A 15868-nucleotide genomic window follows, 5' to 3' on the forward strand; every position below is an offset into this window, starting at 1 on the left:
AGAGCGGTGCTCCCGGAGCCGGAACCGCCGGTGCCGGGCCCCGTGCGGGGCGGCACCGGCAGCCAGGTGGCGGCCCGGCCGACCCTCTACGGCCGGCCGCCTGTCCGAAACCTCCCGAACCTGGCCACCGCAGCGTCGAGGCGGCCGGCAGTGGCTCGGGGGAGCCGGAGATCTTCATCTGTCGAACACGCGACTGGGTGCGGGCGGTGCGAGCTCGCGCCCGCGCATGTCGATGAAGATATTGCTTGGAGCTTCGAGCCGAGTCAATCCCGCGATTGTGTTCACTTCCTGAAGTGATAGTCGTATCGCGTGACGCCGCGAGCGGGGCTGGCGGTCGAGCGAGCACGCGGTCGCAGCGCGTAGCGGCCCCGTGCTCGGGGTGCGCCCGGCGCTCGTCTGCTGCGCCGCCCGCCCGGGGACTGTGTGCCATGACTGTCGGTGACCCTGTACGCCCGGCGCGTGCCTCTCGGGCAGGCGCCGGGCCGGTGCCTCCGTCGCTCCGGTGACGGGCGGCGGGTCGTGCACCATCATTGATGCCTAGTCGTGACCGGACGGGTGGCCCCTGGTGCGTCGTCAGTTGACGCCGCACGGTACGGTGGCAGCACACCAGGACGGTTGCGCGAAGGCCGTCTGTCACGGATAGTCTTCGCCTCACGGCCCTGGCGCCTCGTAGGGGTGGGAATACTGATGGAACACATGCAAGTGCGGACTCGGCCCCGCGTGCCGGCGGTCCAGTGCGGCGTCGGCGCGACCGGCCGCCGGATCGAGCGACACCTGGCTGTGCTCGGCGCGCCCGCACTCCCGGCGGTGGACACCGCCGAGGCGCTCGGGCTGATAAGGGAGCTGACGCCGCGCGGCGCCGGTGCCCCGACCGCGCCGCGCCGCCACGTGCGGGTGTCGCTGCTGGCGCCGCTGCGCCGGCTGCGCCGGAGCCTCTTCGGCGGCCGCGGCTGAGACCGGCCGGCGCCGCCGCGACGAGCGGCATCCGACCCGACGGGCCTCAACGGCCCCTCGGGTCTTCGGCGTACCCGGACCCGTGCCACCGGCGCCACGGGAGGACGGTCCAGCGCTGACGTGCGGCTGCCGCGGAGCGGGCCGGAACGGCTCGGGCCCGGGAAGGTCTGAACCTCTCAGCCTACGACACCTTGCCTCCTTGGCAAGGAGAGTCGGCGAGCCGGGACGGAGAGCCACCGCGGCTGGGCGAGGATGAGCCCATGGCGGACAACATCCACTCCACCCCCTTCCACTCCACCACGTTCGAGATCACCACGGGCAGCCACGAGGTGGCACTCGACATCACCGACCGGTGCGCCGCGTTCCTCGACGAACGGGCCGCCGGGCGCGACGGGCTGCTCAACGTCTTCGTGCCGCACGCCACGGCCGGCATCGCCGTCCTGGAGACCGGTTCGGGCAGCGACGACGACCTCCTCGCCACCCTCCGCGAGCTCCTGCCCGCCGACGACCGCTGGCGCCACCGGCACGGCAGCCCCGGCCACGGCCGCGACCACGTCCTCCCCGGCCTGGTGGCGCCGCACGCCACGCTGCCGGTGATCGGCGGCCAACTCGCTCTCGGCGTCTGGCAGTCGGTGGTCCTGGTCGACACCAACGGGGACAACCCGCGCAGGACGGTCCGGCTGTCATTCCTCGGTTGATCCGGCGGCCGGACACGACTCCCTCCCTGCGCCGCCGTCCCTGCGCCGCCGTCCCTGCGCCGCCGTCCCCGCGCCGCCTTCCTACGCGTGACCGTCGGCAGCGCGGGCGCCGGCCGCAGGGGCAGTAGGGGCGGCGCCGCCGCCCGCGACGGCTGCGGCCACCGCGGTGAGATAGCCCTCGATCGCCAGGTACTGGCAGAGCACCGACACCGGGCGGCCGAGCCGCGCGTACCAGGCGGCGAGCCGGGCGAAGGCCGTCACCTCGAACCAGACCTCGCCGTCGGCGTCCATGCTGACCAGGAACGCCTCCTCGCCGCACTCCGGGTGGCCGGGCAGCGTCCCGTACCCGAAACCGATCCGGTCCGGCTCGTCCACCGTCCACACCACCCGGCAGGGGATCACCAGCCGGGGCCGGCGCAGTCGGGGCAGGGCCAGCCGCAGCAGGACGGTCGCGCCCTCCTCGGCCGGGGCGTAGGGGTGGACGGCGAAGCCGGTGCCGAGCTGGCAGCCCCAGCCGAGGACGTACCGGCCGGCCCGCTCCAGCACCTCGGGCCCGTGTCCGAGGTGGACGCGCCGCCGCAGGTGCGCGTACCCGGCGGGGAGCCGGGCGTCCAGGGTGGCGCCCACCTCGGGGTAGTTGGGGGCGGCGGCCCGGGCGGCGGTGAGGCGTCGGAGCAGGGTGGCGGACACCCGGCCACCGTACCCGCGGCCGACGCCCGGCCGGCGCCGGGGTGCCGGGCCGCCGCCGGGCGGCGGCCCGGGGGCCTGCCGGGCGTCGGCCGCGGGTACGGGCGAGCCTTGATTCCGGCCGGGCGGCGGAGTAGGAAGGCGTCATGAGCGAAGCGGCAGCGGAGACCGGCGACGACGGCGCGATCTGCGCCCTCGGCCCCGACGCGGCCGAGGCCGCGGTGGCGGCGCCGGCCCGCGACCCCGACCCGACCGGTCCACGTGCCGACTGCGTGCTCTGCGGCGAGCCCACCGAACTGCCCGCCGACCACCCGGGCAGCACCCTCTGCCCCGTCTGTGCCTGGCAGCAGGCCCAGCGGATCGCCTGCTCCGGCTGACCGCCGGTCCCCGTCCGCTCGACCGCCCGGTCCTGCCGACCCGCCGACCCGCCGACCGAGCCTTCGGCCGTGTACCCGTTCCACCCCGCGACCACCCGCCGGCCGGCCGATCACCCGCGACCGGCTGACGCGTGACGGGCCCGGGCCCGGCCCGGGCCCCGCCAGGCCCTCGGACGCCGTCCCGTCCGGGGGCCTCGGGCGCCCTCCCCGTTCTCCGTGCGCTGCCGCGGCTCTCCCGCCCCGTCAGCACCGCCCGGCGGTCCCGGCGCGTCAGGCGTCCTCCCGCCCGGCCAGGGCGAGCGTGGAGCCGTGCCGGCCCTTGCGGACCAGCAGCTGCGCCGGGATCCGGCTCCGCAGGTCGGCGACGTGGCTGACGATGCCGACCGCGCGGTCCCGCTCCCGCAGGCCGTCGAGGACGTCCATGACCTCCTCCAGCGTGTGCTCGTCCAGCGTGCCGAAGCCCTCGTCGATGAAGAGCGTGTCGAGCGGCATGCCGCCGGCCTCGTCCGTGACCACGTCGGCCAGCCCCAGGGCCAGGGCGAGCGAGGCGAAGAAGCTCTCGCCGCCGGAGAGCGTCGCGGTGTCCCGCTCGGTACCGGTCCAGGCGTCCACCACGCGCAGCGCCAGCCCCGAGCGTCTGTTGCCGCTGCCCCGGTCGTCGCTGTGGACGAGCGTGTACCGGCCGCCCGACATCCGCACCAGGCGGTCGCTGGCCGCCGCCGCAACCTGCTCCAGCCGTGCCGCCAGCACGTACGACTCCAGGCGCATCCGGAGCCGGTTCTCCGCCGACGTCCCGGCGGCCAGCGCGGCGAGCCGGTTGATCCGGCCGTACCGCGCCAGGGTCGGCGCCAGCGACGCCGCCAGCTCGGCCAGCTCCCGGCCGATCCCGGCGAGCGCCGCGCAGCGTTCGCGCGCCACCTGCTGCGCGGCGTGTGCCCCGCGCAGGCGGTCGACCGCCGTCCGGAGCCGGCTCCGGGCACCGGGCACGTCGGCCGGCGGGCCGGCCGCCGCCGCGGCCAGACCCGGCTCGGCGAGCAGCCGCTCGACCGCCGCCAGCTCCGAGCGGTACCGCGCCAGCCGACCCTCCAACCGCTCGCGCTGCTCCCGGGGGAGCAGGACGGCCGCGGCCTCCGCCGGGCTCGGGAACCCGGCGTCCGCCGCCGTGCGGGCCAGCTCGTCATCGGCCTCCTTCAGCCGCCGGGCCGCGTCCGCACCGGCGCGGGCGGCCGCGGCGAGCGCGGCGACGCCGTCGGCGAGGCGGACCAGGCCCGTGGCGCGTGCGGCCACCGAGGGGGCGCCGTCGCGGGCTTCGGCGACCCGCCTGGTCAGCTCCTCCCGCTCGGCGGCGAGCAGCTGGATCCGGTCGGTCAGCACGGCCGTGCGCTCGCCGGCGTCGCGCACCGCGGCGAGCCGGCGGGCCTGCTCCTGCGCCAGCCGCTCGATCCGCCGGGTGGCCGCCCCCAACCCCTCCGCGACGCGCAGCGCCTCCCGGCGCTCCCGCTCCGCCTCGGCGAGCGCCGCGGCCAGCGCCTCCGCGCTCTCCGGGCCGGCCGCACCCGCGGCGGCGGCCTCGCGGACCTGCAGGTCGGCCAGCTCGCGCTCGGCGGCCCCGGCCCGCTGCTCGGCCGCGGCCTGGGCGGCCAGGGCGCGTTCCTCGTCCTCCGCGCCGACCTGGTCGTCGGAGGGGAGGGCCGGCTCCGGGTGCTCGGGCGAACCGCAGACCCGGCACGCCTCGCCGGCCCGCAGCTGGGCCGCAAGTTCGGCGGCCATGCCGGTGAGCCGGCGCTCGCGCACGTCCTGGCTGTGCTTGCGGGCGTCCAGCGCCTCGGCGCGCAGCGCGAGCGCGCGCGGCTCGGCGGCCGCGATCTCCGCACGCAGGCCGTCCCGGCGGCGGGCGGCTTCCAGCCGCTCCGTCACCTCGGCCCGCCGGGCGTCCAGCTGCTCGACCAGGGCGCCGGCCGCGCGGGCGGCCGTCTGCTCCTCCTGGAGCGCGGCCAGCCGGTCGTCGAAGTCGGCCAGCCAGTCGGCCGCCTCCTCGGCCAGCTCCTCGGCCCGGCGGCGCTCCCCGTCGAGCGATTCCTGCTCGCGGACCAGCTCCCCGCACCGGCGCTCCTCGGCCTGGGCCGCCTCCAGCCGGACCGCCGCGGCCCGCAGCCGCTGCTCGGCCGCGGTCAGCTCCGCGGTCTCCGCGCGGGCCAGCAGCGGGCCCTCGCCGGGAGCGCTGGCCAGCGCGGCCCGCCGGCGGCGCTCCTCCTCGTGCGCCTCGCGGTGCGCGTCGGCGGCGGCCGTCCGCAGGTGCAGCACCGCCTCCACGCCGACGGCGGACTGCGCCTCGGCCAGCCGGAGCCGGTCGCGCTCCATGGCCGGGCCGGCCTCGGCGAGCCGGGCCGCCTCCTGCGCCGCCGCCTGGTGGCGGCGCTGGAGGCCGGCCAGCTCCTCGGCGTCGGCCACGGCCTGCTGGGCCCGCCGGTGCTCGGCCTCCGCACCGGACAGCGCGGCGTCGGCGACGGCCAGCTGCTCGGCGGCGCCGCTGCGCAGGATCGCGGCCCAACCGAGCACGCCGTCGGTGAGATCGGCGGCGCCGTGCGCCGGCTCGTCCTCCGCCGGCACCCAGGCGGCGGCCGGCTCGGCCTGCGGGCCGGCCGCCTGCTCGGCCTTGCTCGCCAAGTCCCGCAGCCTGCGCCGCCCGGCCTGGACCGCGGCCTCCTGGGCCCGGCGCTGCTCGGCGAGCCAGGACTCGACGTGCTGGAACCGCTCGGTGTCGAACAGCCGCCGCAGCAGCTTGCCGCGCTCCTCCGAGTCGCCCTTCAGGAAGCGCGCGAAGTCGCCCTGCGGGAGCAGCACGACCTGGCAGAACTGGTCCCGGCTCATCCCGATCAGCCGGTGGATCTCCTCGCCGGCCTCCTGGTGCGACTTGCTGACCGCCCGCCAGCCCGGCGTGCCGTCGCCGCTGTCCGCGGACCACTCGCGGAGCAGGGTCTGGGCCCGCTCGACGGTCGTCCCCTTGCCGACCTTCTTCGGCCGCAGCTGCTCCGGGAGCCGGGTGATCTCCAGCCGCCGCCCGCCGAGCGTCAGCTCCAGCCGGACCTCGGTGAGCCGCCGCGGGTCGGCGTGGTCGCTGCGCAGCCGGTTGGCCCGGCGGGTGCCGGGGGTCTCGCCGTACAGGGCGAAGCAGACGGCGTCCAGCACGCTGCTCTTGCCCGCGCCGGTGGCGCCGCGCAGGAGGAACAGGCCGCCGGCGGCGAGCGCGTCGAAGTCGACCGTCTCGGAGCCCGCGAACGGACCGAACGCGGTGACGGTGAGCCGGTGGAGCCTCATCGGGGCAGGTCCGCCTTCCGGTCGCCGGTCTGCCGGACGGTCTCGAAGCCCTCGCGCAGCCAGTCCAGCTCGTCCGGGTCCGGCTCGGCTCCGGGGCGGACGTGCCGCAGGAAGCCCTCGGCGATCTCCAGGTCGGCGCGGCCGCTGACCCGGGCCGCGTACGACTGCGACGGCACCGCCGGGCTTTCCTCCGGGTCGAAGAGCAGCTGCAGGGTGTGCGGGAAGCGGCGGCGCAACTGCTCCATCGGCTCGCCCGGGCGGACCGGGTCGGTCAGCGTCGCCTGCACCCAGGACCGCTCGTGCGCCGCGTACTCCTCGCCGGTGAGCAGCTCGTCGAGCCGGCCGCGCAGACAGGCGAGCGGGCGCGGCTGCGGGCAGTCGACCCGCTCGGCGGCGACCGTGCCGTCGGCGGCGAGGTCGACCAGCCACATCGTCTTGCGCTGCCGGGCCTCGGAGAAGGAGTAGGCGAGCGGCGAGCCGCTGTAGCGCAGGTGCGGGGCGAGCGTCTGGCAGCCGTGCAGGTGGCCGAGCGCCGCGTAGTGCACTCCGTCGAAGACCGCCGCGGGCACCGCGGCGACGCCGCCGACGGCGATGTCCCGCTCGCTGTCGCTGGGCGCGCCGCCGGTGACGAAGGCGTGGGCCAGGACCACCGCGCGGGTACCCGCGGGGCGGGCCGCGAGGTCGGCCCGGACCCGGTCCATCGCCGCGCCGAGGACGGCCGCGTGGCCGCCCCGTTCCAGCCCGAACCGCTCGCGGACCAGCGTCGGCTCCAGGTAGGGCAGCCCGTAGACGGCGACCGGCCCGTGCTCGTCGGCGAGCAGGATGGGCGCCGCGCACTCGCCCGGGTCGGTCCGCAGGTGGATCCCGGCCCGGCCGATCAGGCCGGCGCCCACGCCGAGCCGGCGGGCCGAGTCGTGGTTGCCGCTGATGAACACCGTCGGCACGCCGAGCGCGGCCAGCCGGTGCAGCACGTCGTCGAAGAGCGCGACCGCGTCCAGGCCCGGCAGCGCCCGGTCGTAGACGTCGCCGGCGACCAGCACGGCGTCCACGCGCTCGGACTCGACCACCGCCACCAGGTGGTCGAGGAAGGCGCGCTGGGCGTCGTGGAGGCTCTCCCGGTGGAAGGAGCGCCCGAGGTGCCAGTCGGAGGTATGCAGCAGCCGCATGGTCACCGACCCTAACGCCCGGCACTGACAACGCGGCCGGAACAACGGGCCCGGGCGCCCCGGGGGTGCGCGGCCGGGGGTGCGTTCCGTCACGCGGCGACTGGCCGGTGACGGTGTGCACGCTCCTGCCGTCGGTGCGGTGCGGTGCGGTGCGGGGCTCGGGGCTCGGGCGCGTCGACGGCCCGGTCGGCCGCGCGGGCGGCTCCGCCGGCGGTGACCCGGGGTGGATTGTCAGTGACGGTGTGTACGGTCGCGATCGCCGGTGCGGCCCGGGAGGTCTCGGGCCTCGGAGCGGAGCGGGCCGGCCACGACTTGACGGGAGGGTGTATGTCCGTGCAGTTCAAGCAGGTGTTGTCGCGGGTTCGTGCGGGTCGGGCGGCCGCGGCGGGGGCGGGTGCCGGCGCCGCTGCCGCGGAGGGCGCCGGTGCGCGGGCGGCGGCGCCGCGCCCGGGGGTCCGGCTCGCCTCCCGTCGGCCCCGCGCCGGCGGGCCGCCCGGTGGCGGCCCCGCGGGCGGGCCCTCGGGCGGCCCGCCGGGCGGCGGGTGGAGCGGCTTCCGGATGCCGGGCGGGCCCGGCGGCCGTCCGCGCCCGCGGGGTCGGGCGCGCGGGGCGCCGCCGCCGCAGCCGGTGGCGCTCGGGGTGGCCGTCCGTGCGGCCGACTTCGACGGCCTGGCCCGGCACGGCCTGTTCGGCGCGCTCGGCTTCCGGGAGTACCTGCGGCGGACGGAGTCCCAGCTCAGGGCGTTGCGGGCGGCGGGGCTGGAGGTGCACCTGCGGGTGCTCGACCCGCCCGACTTCGAGGACTACTGCGAGGCCTTCGGGTTCGATCCCGCGGGCGCCGCGGGGCGCGTCGCCTACGCGGCGGATCCGGAGCTGGCGGGGGAGCCGTTCGTCTACGCCGGGGAGCGGCTGACCGACCTGCTGCCCGTCCTGCTGGACGACCACCGGGCCCGGGTGCGGATCACCGTGGCCGGCGGCGCGCTGGTGGCGGCGGTCGGCGACGGCCCGCTCGGACAGCCGCGGCTGGTGGCCGTGATGACGTACGTGGCGGCGGTCTGGCTGACGCTGACCGACGGCGCGGGCGAGGGCCGCCACCTGTTCACGCTGCGCTGCCACGGCCCGGAGGACGGCGAGGAGCTCACCGCGGCGGCGGACGTCCGGGTCGCGGGCGGCCGCCCGTTCGGCGAGGGCCGGGACGTCGAGGCCTTCTGCGTCACGCTGGCGGCGGGGGCGGCCGCCGGTGGTGAGGGTGCGCTGCTGCTGCACGGGGACCCGGCCGCGCCCGGCGGCCAGGTGATCCGGGGCTGGGCCCTCGGGCGGGGCCGACTGCGACCGATGACCGCCCAGGAGGTCTTCGACGCGCTCGACGACGACGTCGGCCGTGGCCTGCCCCACCCTCCGGGCGCGGTGCCGCTGCCGGGATTCGCCCTCCCCGACCCTCCGCCGGTCCGGTCGCCGCGGTCCGGCCGGGGGCCCTCCGCCGGGCCGTCGGACCCCGCCCCGCCGGGGGCCGAAGGCCCGGACCGGGAGGGCGGTGGGCCCCTGGTCTGACCAGGCAACTCGCGGCCGGGTGTCCACCAAGCGGCGCTGGGGACTGTTCATCGACCGCCTGTTCGGGGAAGATTTCGGGGAAGATCAACAGGTAGGAGCGTACGGCCCCCCAGCCGGCGCTCCTGCCGCTCCGCCCCGAACCGTGCACCGCAGGCCCTCCCCGCGCACCGCCGGTCCGGCGAGCCCGACACCGAGAGGGGGGACGCATGAGCCGGATCGAGTACAGCGCCGAGATCGCCGAGCTGCTCGGCAAGGTGCGCCGGCGTCCCACCGCGGGCTGGCCTTGGCGACCCGGCGAGCCCGTGCCCGCCGGGCTGCCGGTGAAGCAGTCGTGGGGTTGGCTGTTCGCGCCCGACGGTCGGGTGCTGACCCTGGTCAACCCCAGGGACGGCATCGTCTCCCTCCCCGGCGGCTCGCTGGAACCGGAGGACGGCGGCGACCCCGGTGCCGCACTGGCCCGTGAGGCGGCCGAGGAGGCCCAGGCGTCGATCGGCACGCCCCACTACCTCGGCTACCTCTACGACCGGGTGGGGTCGGCCAACAACGGGCACGAGTGCGCCCGGGTGCGCATGGCCGCCGTCCTGCGCGCGGTCGGGCCGAGCGCGCCCGACCCGGCCTCGGGCCGGCACTACCGGCGGCTGCTGGTCGCACCCGGCCTCGCGGTCGAGCTGCTCGGCTGGGGCGCGCCCGGCCTGCGGCAGGCCCGGGTGGCGGTGGCGACCGCCGTCCGGTGGCTCGGTGTGCCGGCGGCGGCCAACGAGGCGATCGAGGAGCTCCCGGTGGAGGGCTGCGAGGTGTTCCCCGGCGCGGACGCGAGCCCCACCGGCGCGAGTGCCGCCCACCCCGCCGGGGACTGACCGGGAGTCGGCTTCCGCCCGACCGGCGACCGATGCCGTGGCGGGGGGATCGGCCTGCTGCTGCCCCCGCCCGAACCCGGCGGCCTGCCGTTCCCGGCAGCCTTCCCGCCATCCTTCACGGGGCCCTTCACGGGGCCCTTCACGGGGCCCTTCACGGCGACATCCCGGCGCCCGGCCGTTCGGCGACCCGCAGGGCGGACCGCCGAACGGGTGAGCCGTGGGGCCCGCGCCGAGCGCACCGCCGCGGCGTGACCAGCGCACTTCACCGCGCCTGCAAGGAAGTTCACTCCACGGTTGCCGGACGGACCGTCAATTGCCCTGGCATGAGCACTTCCCGCGATACCTACTGCCTGGTATCAAATCTGTGACTCACGTCACTCCCTGGAGGTGTCATGCCGCGCCCCACCCGTGCCATGTCCGTTGCCGCCCTCACGGCTCTCCTCACCCTCACGACCCTCTCCACCGCCGGCTCCGCGAGCGCAGCCGGCGTCAACTACGCCGCCCTGGGGGACTCCTACGCCTCCGGTCTCGGCGCCGGCAGCTACACCGCCGAGAGCGGGAGCTGCAAGCGGAGCACCAACGCCTACGCCTACCTCTGGAAGAACGCCCACGCGCCGTCGTCCTTCGCGTTCGCCGCCTGCTCCGGCGCGCGCACCGACGACGTGATCAACAACCAGCTCTCGGTCCTCAACTCCTCCACCACGCTGGTCAGCATCAGCGTCGGCGGCAACGACGCCGGCTTCGCGAGCACCATGCAGACCTGCGTGCTGGACTCGGACAGCGCCTGCATCAACGCGGTCGAGGCGGCGAAGGCCTACGCCAACGACACCCTGCCCGGCAAGCTCGACCAGGTCTACGCGGCGATCCACGCCAAGGCCCCCAACGCCCGCGTGGTCGTGCTCGGCTACCCCCACCTCTACAAGATCGGCGGCAGCTGCATCTTCGGCATCGGCGACACCAAGCGCAAGGCCATCAACAGCGCTGCCGACGTCCTCGACGGCGTGATCGCCAAGCGCGCCGCCAACGCGGGCTTCGCCTTCGGCGACGTCAGAAACATCTTCACCGAGCACGAGATCTGCGGTTCCGCCACGACCTGGCTGAACAGCACCACGTTCCCGATCGAGGAGAGCTACCACCCGAAGGCCTCCGGCCACTCGGGCGGCTACCTCCCGGTCTTCTCGGCACAGGTCTGACGGGGTGCCGGCCCCGGCCGGCCCCCGCACAACCGCCGGGCGCCGCCCGCCTCGACGACGAGGCGGGCGGGGCCCGGCGTCGCGACCCGCAGGAGGAGATCCCGGACGCGCCCCGCAGGACCCGCGCCGAGGGTTCTGCCTCACCGCCTCAGCCCTTCCCCCCTCCTCGGTGCCTCAGCCCTTCACCTCCTCAACGCCTCGACACTTCACCCCTCTCAGCGCCTCGGCGGGAACGGGATGCCGGCGAGGACGGGCAGCAGTTCGGCCTCCTCCTGGTCGAGGTGCGCCTCCAGCTCGGCCGACATCAACGCCAGCTCGGCGCGGAACCGCGCCGGATCGGCCACGCCGATCCCGGAGAGCAGCGCCACCAGCCGGTCCCTGATCCGCCCCACCTCCCGGTGCTGTTCGCCCAGGCGTTCCAGGGCCGGACGCAGCTCCGGATGGCTCCGGGCCAGAGCGGGGAAGATCGCGGAGTCCTCGCCGGTGTGGTGGTGCGTCAGACCCTCGCAGAACGCGAGACAGTGCTGCCGCACCTGGAATCCGAGCCCGGGCGGGCGTCCGTCGCCCGCCGCCCCGGAGGCGAAGTGCGCCTCCGTCTCCTCCCGCACGTGCCGCAACTGCGCGCGCAGCCAGGTGTGGACCTGCACCACCTTGTCGGCGAGGTCGGCCACCGCGCGCGGCTCGGCCTCGGCGACGGCCTGCTCCAGCGCCACCACCGGCAGCACTCGTTCGCTGTGCGCCTGGTAGTCGCCGTAGCCGGGGGCGACCCGGACCACGGCTTCGAACAGCCGGTCGCGGCGCGCGCCCTCGGCCGGGACGGCGACGGATGCGAACACCTCCGTCCCGAGCTCCACCCGCACCACCGGGTGGGCGAGCAGGTTGCGGTACCACTGGGGGTGCTCCGGCGCTCCGGCCGCCGAGGCGACGACCAGCAGCAGCCCCTCCGCCCGGACGTAGCCGAGCGGCACGGTGTGCTCGCGGCCGGACCGTGCGCCGGTGGTGGTGAGCAGCAGGAGATCGCCGCCCTCGAACGGGCCGCCGACCTTCCCGCCGTTGGCGCGGAACTCCTCGATGACCGCTTGATTGAAAGACATGGGCATACGCCTGTGGGTTCTCCGAAACAGGGGGATGGGAGGGCCGCCGGCGGCGCTGCGCGAGTGCCCGGCCGCTGCGCAGCCGTGACCGCGCCGAGAGCTGACGGCGCGTACGGGTGAGCGGCAGGGTGCTCGGCGGCCGGTCATGCGCACCGGCGCAGGGAGCGCCGCGGCGGCCGCTGAGGTCAGATCAGGGGAGCGGAGTGAGTGCTCATCGCGCATCGTCCCTCTGTGAAGGTGCTCGCTCGGCCGTCGGCCGGCCCAGTTCTCTTTGGCCGACGCCGCGCTGCACGCCCTCATTAGAGCCACCCGGCCCGCGCCGTGTCAACGAGCCGGATCCCCCGGGTCGTCGTCCCCCCGGGAACGACGACCGGCAGGCCCGACGCGGCGGCTCCGCCGATCCCCCCGGGACCGGCGGAGCCGCCCCGGGCGGGTCAGTGCAGGTAGGAGGCCAGGCCGGCCGGCTGGAGGCCGGCCGCCTCCGCGGCGGAGAGGGCCCGCTGGAGATCGGCGGCGAGGGTGTCGGTCCAGTGCAGCAGGACGACGTCGCCGGGCGACAGGGTGCCCTCGTGCCAGACGTTGGAGGCGCCCCAGCTGAAGTCGGCGTTCGCGGTCAGGACGGTGCGGATGCCGCAGTTGGCGGCGGCCTGGAGGGTGTCGGCGTTCCAGGCGAAGTACGGCGGGCGGAAGACCGTCGGAGCGGCGCCGAACAGGCGGGTCAGCGAGTCCCGGGCGTCGCAGATCTCGACCTGCTGCTCGGCGAGCGGGAGCCTGGAGAGGTCCTGGTGGGAGACGCTGTGGTCCTGGACGGAGGAGCCGGGGACGGCGGTGACCCGGCGGAAGAAGCCGGGGTCGGCGGCGGCCGGCATCGGCAGCGGGAAGGCGGTGATCGGCAGCCTGTGGTCGGCGATGAACCTCTCCGCCTCGGGGGTGCGCTGCCAGCCGTCGTCGACGGTGAGGAAGACGACCCGGTCGCCCGTCGGCACCGAGCCGGCACCGGTCGCGGGTGTCGGAGCCGGACCGTCCACCCGGACGTCGTCGACGGCGAACGGGCCCTGCTGGTACCAGCCGTGGACGTACAGCCGGACGGTGCGGGCGTCCGGACCGGTGGTGAAGCGGGTGGTGAGCTGCTGCCAGCCGCCGTCCGTGCTCGCGGTCCAGGCGGGCGCGACGTCCCGGCCGGTGCCGGTGGCGCCCAGGTAGACGTAGGTGCCGCGGACCCAGGCCGAGGCGGTGTACGTGGTGTCGGGCCGGACGGAGACGGTCTGGGCGCACTCGCCGTTGGAGTCGTCGCTCGCCGGGGTCACGACGAGGGCGCTCCCACCGGAGTGCGGGGCCGTGGCCGTGACGGTCGCCTCGGTGGGGCCGCCGGTGCAACGCCAGCCGGGGATGCTGCCCCAGTCCGCCAGCGAGGAGGCGGGGATCTCGAACCCCGGGTTGGTGGCCAGATTGACGACGGAGGCAGTGGCGGTGGGCGCCGGGCCGGCGGAGGCGGGCGCGGCCAGGCCGCAGACGGCGAGCAGCGCGCCCGCCGCCAGTGCGGAGAACCGCACCGGGGCGCGCCGACGAGCCGGCGCAGCCGGGTCCGAAGTCGTGGACGGACCGGAAGACGTGGACGGGCGTGAAGACGTGGGCACGTGAGGACTCCTGCGTGGGGGAGTGGGGGGTGTGGGCGCGCCCCTGGGAAGGGCGCGTGGAACGGGGTGGAACGCTCCCCGAGGGGTGGGAGCCGTCGGCGTGCCGCACTCGGCCGAGGCAAAACAATGGACTGGACCACTCGGATCGTCAAGGGAACGGCGAATGAAGCGCGCACGGAACGGAACCGCACCGCGGACCCAAGTGCGCTACCCCCGAGGCGACACGACGGAGCGTCAGGGGCATGGCGACTGGCCGCCTCGCGACCTCCCCGTCAGGGCGCGTACAGCTCCTCGATGTCCTGCTCGTAGTGCGCCACGATGGCCGATCGCCGCAGCTTCAGGGAGGGCGTGAGCAGGCCCTGGTCCACGCCGAACTCCCGCGGCAGCAGCCGGAACGCCCGGATCGACTCGGCCCGTGAGACGGCGGTGTTGGCGGCTGCGACCGCCCGCTGGATCTCCGCGTGCAGCTCCTCGTCGGAGAGCGCCGCCCACGGGTCCAACTGACCCCGGCCGTGCGTCTTCAACCAGTGCGCCAGGGCCGCCGGGTCCAGCGTGATCAACGCGGCCACGTACGGGCGGTCGTCGCCGACGACCAGGCACTGGGAGACCAGCGGGTGCGCCTGGACCCGATCCTCCAGGGCGGTCGGCGCGAGGTTCTTGCCGCTGCTGGTGACGATGAGGTCCTTCTTGCGGCCGGTGATGGTCAGGTAGCCGTCCTCGTCGAGGCTGCCCAGGTCGCCGGTGCCGAACCAGCCGTCGAAGAGCGATTCCGCCGTGCAGCGCGGGTGGTTGAGGTACCCGCCGAAGACGCCGGCACCGCGCACCCAGACCTCGCCGTCGTCGGCGATCGCCACGGTGGCGCCGGGCACCGGCCGCCCCACCGTGCCCAGCTTCTGCCGCCCCGCCGGGTTGGCGGTGATCGCGGCGGACGTCTCGGTCAGGCCGTAGCCCTCGTACAGCTCGACACCGATGCCGGTGAAGAAGAGGCCCAACTCCCGGCCCAGCGAGGAGCCGCCGCACATCATCCCGCGGACCCGGCCGCCGAGGACGGCGCGCAGCCGCTGGTACACCGTCCGCTCGTAGGCGAGGTGGCGCAGCCGCAGCTTGGGGCCCGGGCCGGGGCCGCGGCCGAGGGCGCGTTGCTCGCGGGCGGTCGCCCACTCCACGGCCACCTGGCGGGCCTGCTCGAAGAGTTCGCCGCGCCCGGCTTCCTCGGCGGCCCGCCGGGCCTGGTTGAAGACCTTGTCGAGGACGTACGGGACCATGTGCAGGAAGGTCGGCCGGTAGGAGGCGAACGCGGGCAGCAGGGAGTCGGTGGAGACCTCGGCGACGTGGCCGATCCGGAAGCCGCCGCGCACCGCTGCGACCTGCACCATCCGGCCGTAGACGTGCGCGAGCGGGAGGAAGAGCAGGGTGGAGGGTTGGGGGCCGCCGGTGTCCCGGAAGACGTCGCCCCAGCCGTCCAGCAGGGCGTCGGCCGCGGTGGCCAGGTGGCCGTGGGTGAGCAGGCAGCCCTTCGGCCGGCCGGTGGTGCCGGAGGTGTAGACGACGGTGGCGACGTTCTCGGCGGTGACTCCGAGCCGCTGGCGGTGCACGAGCGAGTCGGGGACTCCGCGGCCGTCCTCGGTGATCGCGGCGATGCAGCCCCGGTCCAGCTGCCAGATGCCGGTGAGTTCGGGAAGTGCGTCGCAGACGGCGCCGACCGTCATGGCGTGGTCCTCGTCCTCGACCAGGCAGGCCACCGCCTGGGTCTCGGCCAGGATCCAGCGGACCTGCTCGGCCGAGGCCGTGGGGTAGACCGGGACGGGGATGGCGCCGACGGACCAGAGGGCGTAGTCGAACAGCGTCCACTCGTAGCGGGTCCGGGACATCAGCGCGACCCGGTCGCCGTACCGGACGCCCCGGGTGAGCAAGCCCTTGGCGAGCGCCATCACCTCGTCCCGGAAGGCGCCCGCGGTGACCTCCTGCCACTCCTCGCCGCTGCCGGACCGGCGGGCCAGCTGGACCAGACCGGGGGAGCGTTCGGCGGTGTCGTAGAGCGAGTCGGCCAGTCCGCCCCGGGCCGGGGGGCCGGCCGGTGCGGGGGAGGTGAACTCGCGCACTGTACCCCCGATCGCGTTCGCGGCCCCGGCCTGCCGGGCCCGTGCGGGCGTCCGGATCGGTGGCGCCCCGACCGGTCGGGCAGGTGGAGCGAAACTATCGGATAGCTCTGTCACTGCCCAGGGTTGTGACCGTGACGCGACGAGATCGGCACGTGCCCGTCGGGCGAGTGCCGTGGCGGCGTGGTGCGGGTGGATCGGACGAGGGGGCCATTCCGGGACGTCGGGGACGATCCG

12 protein-coding genes are annotated in these 15868 nt (G+C 76.0%); 6 read left to right on the plus strand and 6 right to left on the minus strand.

What is annotated here, in order from left to right:
• The first annotated feature begins 687 nt into the window (after window positions 1–687).
• Together MCM47_RS17010 and MCM47_RS17015 are read left to right on the plus strand one after the other, a co-directional pair.
• Window positions 688–954 (plus strand): hypothetical protein, encoded by a 267-nt coding sequence (locus MCM47_RS17010; protein ID WP_238862459.1) that lies wholly within the window; start codon window positions 688–690, stop codon window positions 952–954.
• Window positions 955–1214: 260 nt separating this feature from the next.
• Window positions 1215–1652 carry a YjbQ family protein gene (locus MCM47_RS17015; protein WP_238862460.1) on the plus strand — a complete coding sequence of 146 codons (438 nt, stop codon included), beginning with the start codon at window positions 1215–1217 and terminating at the stop codon, window positions 1650–1652.
• Window positions 1653–1733: 81 nt separating this feature from the next.
• Here the strand turns inward: MCM47_RS17015 and MCM47_RS17020 are convergent, their stop codons facing one another.
• Window positions 1734–2342 (minus strand): DUF1990 family protein, encoded by a 609-nt coding sequence (locus tag MCM47_RS17020; RefSeq protein ID WP_238862461.1) that lies wholly within the window; start codon window positions 2340–2342, stop codon window positions 1734–1736.
• A gap of 143 nt (window positions 2343–2485) precedes the next feature.
• Here MCM47_RS17020 and MCM47_RS17025 point away from each other — a divergent pair, with 143 nt between their 5' ends.
• The gene (locus tag MCM47_RS17025) at window positions 2486–2716 is read left to right on the plus strand and encodes a hypothetical protein (RefSeq protein ID WP_238862462.1); all 231 of its coding nucleotides are present in this window, start codon (window positions 2486–2488) and stop codon (window positions 2714–2716) included.
• 270 nt (window positions 2717–2986) lie between these two features.
• On the opposite strand, the gene MCM47_RS17030 is transcribed toward MCM47_RS17025, so the two are convergent.
• Both MCM47_RS17030 and MCM47_RS17035 read right to left on the minus strand, forming a co-directional pair.
• Window positions 2987–6034, minus strand: a complete 3048-nt coding sequence (locus tag MCM47_RS17030; protein WP_238862463.1) for an AAA family ATPase — start codon at window positions 6032–6034, stop codon at window positions 2987–2989.
• Window positions 6031–7200, minus strand: a complete 1170-nt coding sequence (locus tag MCM47_RS17035; protein ID WP_238862464.1) for an exonuclease SbcCD subunit D — start codon at window positions 7198–7200, stop codon at window positions 6031–6033. Before MCM47_RS17035 ends, MCM47_RS17030 begins: the two co-directional genes overlap by 4 nt.
• A gap of 639 nt (window positions 7201–7839) precedes the next feature.
• Here MCM47_RS17035 and MCM47_RS17040 point away from each other — a divergent pair.
• The 3 genes from MCM47_RS17040 to MCM47_RS17050 all read left to right on the plus strand — a co-directional run bounded on the left by MCM47_RS17040 (window position 7840) and on the right by MCM47_RS17050 (window position 10801).
• Window positions 7840–8751: a hypothetical protein gene (locus MCM47_RS17040; protein ID WP_238862465.1), complete on the plus strand. Its 912-nt coding sequence runs from the start codon at window positions 7840–7842 to the stop codon at window positions 8749–8751.
• A gap of 206 nt (window positions 8752–8957) precedes the next feature.
• Complete coding sequence (locus tag MCM47_RS17045) at window positions 8958–9608, plus strand: NUDIX domain-containing protein (RefSeq protein WP_238862466.1); 651 nt, start codon at window positions 8958–8960, stop codon at window positions 9606–9608.
• A gap of 392 nt (window positions 9609–10000) precedes the next feature.
• Complete coding sequence (locus MCM47_RS17050) at window positions 10001–10801, plus strand: SGNH/GDSL hydrolase family protein (RefSeq protein ID WP_238862467.1); 801 nt, start codon at window positions 10001–10003, stop codon at window positions 10799–10801.
• Between the two features lie 215 nt (window positions 10802–11016).
• Here MCM47_RS17050 and MCM47_RS17055 read toward each other — a convergent pair whose 3' ends face one another.
• The 3 genes from MCM47_RS17055 to MCM47_RS17065 form a co-directional block, all read right to left on the minus strand.
• Window positions 11017–11901, minus strand: coding sequence for a nitroreductase/quinone reductase family protein (locus MCM47_RS17055; RefSeq protein WP_238862468.1), 885 nt, complete (start codon window positions 11899–11901; stop codon window positions 11017–11019).
• 428 nt (window positions 11902–12329) lie between these two features.
• Complete coding sequence (locus tag MCM47_RS17060; protein ID WP_238862469.1) at window positions 12330–13448, minus strand: polysaccharide deacetylase family protein; 1119 nt, start codon at window positions 13446–13448, stop codon at window positions 12330–12332.
• Window positions 13449–13804: 356 nt separating this feature from the next.
• Complete coding sequence (locus MCM47_RS17065; RefSeq protein WP_238862470.1) at window positions 13805–15634, minus strand: long-chain fatty acid--CoA ligase; 1830 nt, start codon at window positions 15632–15634, stop codon at window positions 13805–13807.
• Between the last annotated feature and the right edge of the window lie 234 nt (window positions 15635–15868).

The organism is Kitasatospora sp. A2-31 (assembly GCF_022288725.1).
Taxonomy (GTDB): domain Bacteria; phylum Actinomycetota; class Actinomycetes; order Streptomycetales; family Streptomycetaceae; genus Kitasatospora.

Bases quoted from the DNA above. Each gene is read 5' to 3' on its own strand.
- MCM47_RS17055 (WP_238862468.1), bottom strand. From the start codon at position 11,901: ATGCCCATGTCTTTCAATCAAGCGGTCATCGAGGAGTTCCGCGCCAAC.
- MCM47_RS17045 (WP_238862466.1), top strand. From the start codon at position 8,958: ATGAGCCGGATCGAGTACAGCGCCGAGATCGCCGAGCTGCTCGGCAAG.
- MCM47_RS17050 (WP_238862467.1), top strand. From the start codon at position 10,001: ATGCCGCGCCCCACCCGTGCCATGTCCGTTGCCGCCCTCACGGCTCTC.
- MCM47_RS17015 (WP_238862460.1), top strand. From the start codon at position 1,215: ATGGCGGACAACATCCACTCCACCCCCTTCCACTCCACCACGTTCGAG.
- MCM47_RS17030 (WP_238862463.1), bottom strand. From the start codon at position 6,034: ATGAGGCTCCACCGGCTCACCGTCACCGCGTTCGGTCCGTTCGCGGGC.
- MCM47_RS17010 (WP_238862459.1), top strand. From the start codon at position 688: ATGGAACACATGCAAGTGCGGACTCGGCCCCGCGTGCCGGCGGTCCAG.
- MCM47_RS17035 (WP_238862464.1), bottom strand. From the start codon at position 7,200: ATGCGGCTGCTGCATACCTCCGACTGGCACCTCGGGCGCTCCTTCCAC.
- MCM47_RS17025 (WP_238862462.1), top strand. From the start codon at position 2,486: ATGAGCGAAGCGGCAGCGGAGACCGGCGACGACGGCGCGATCTGCGCC.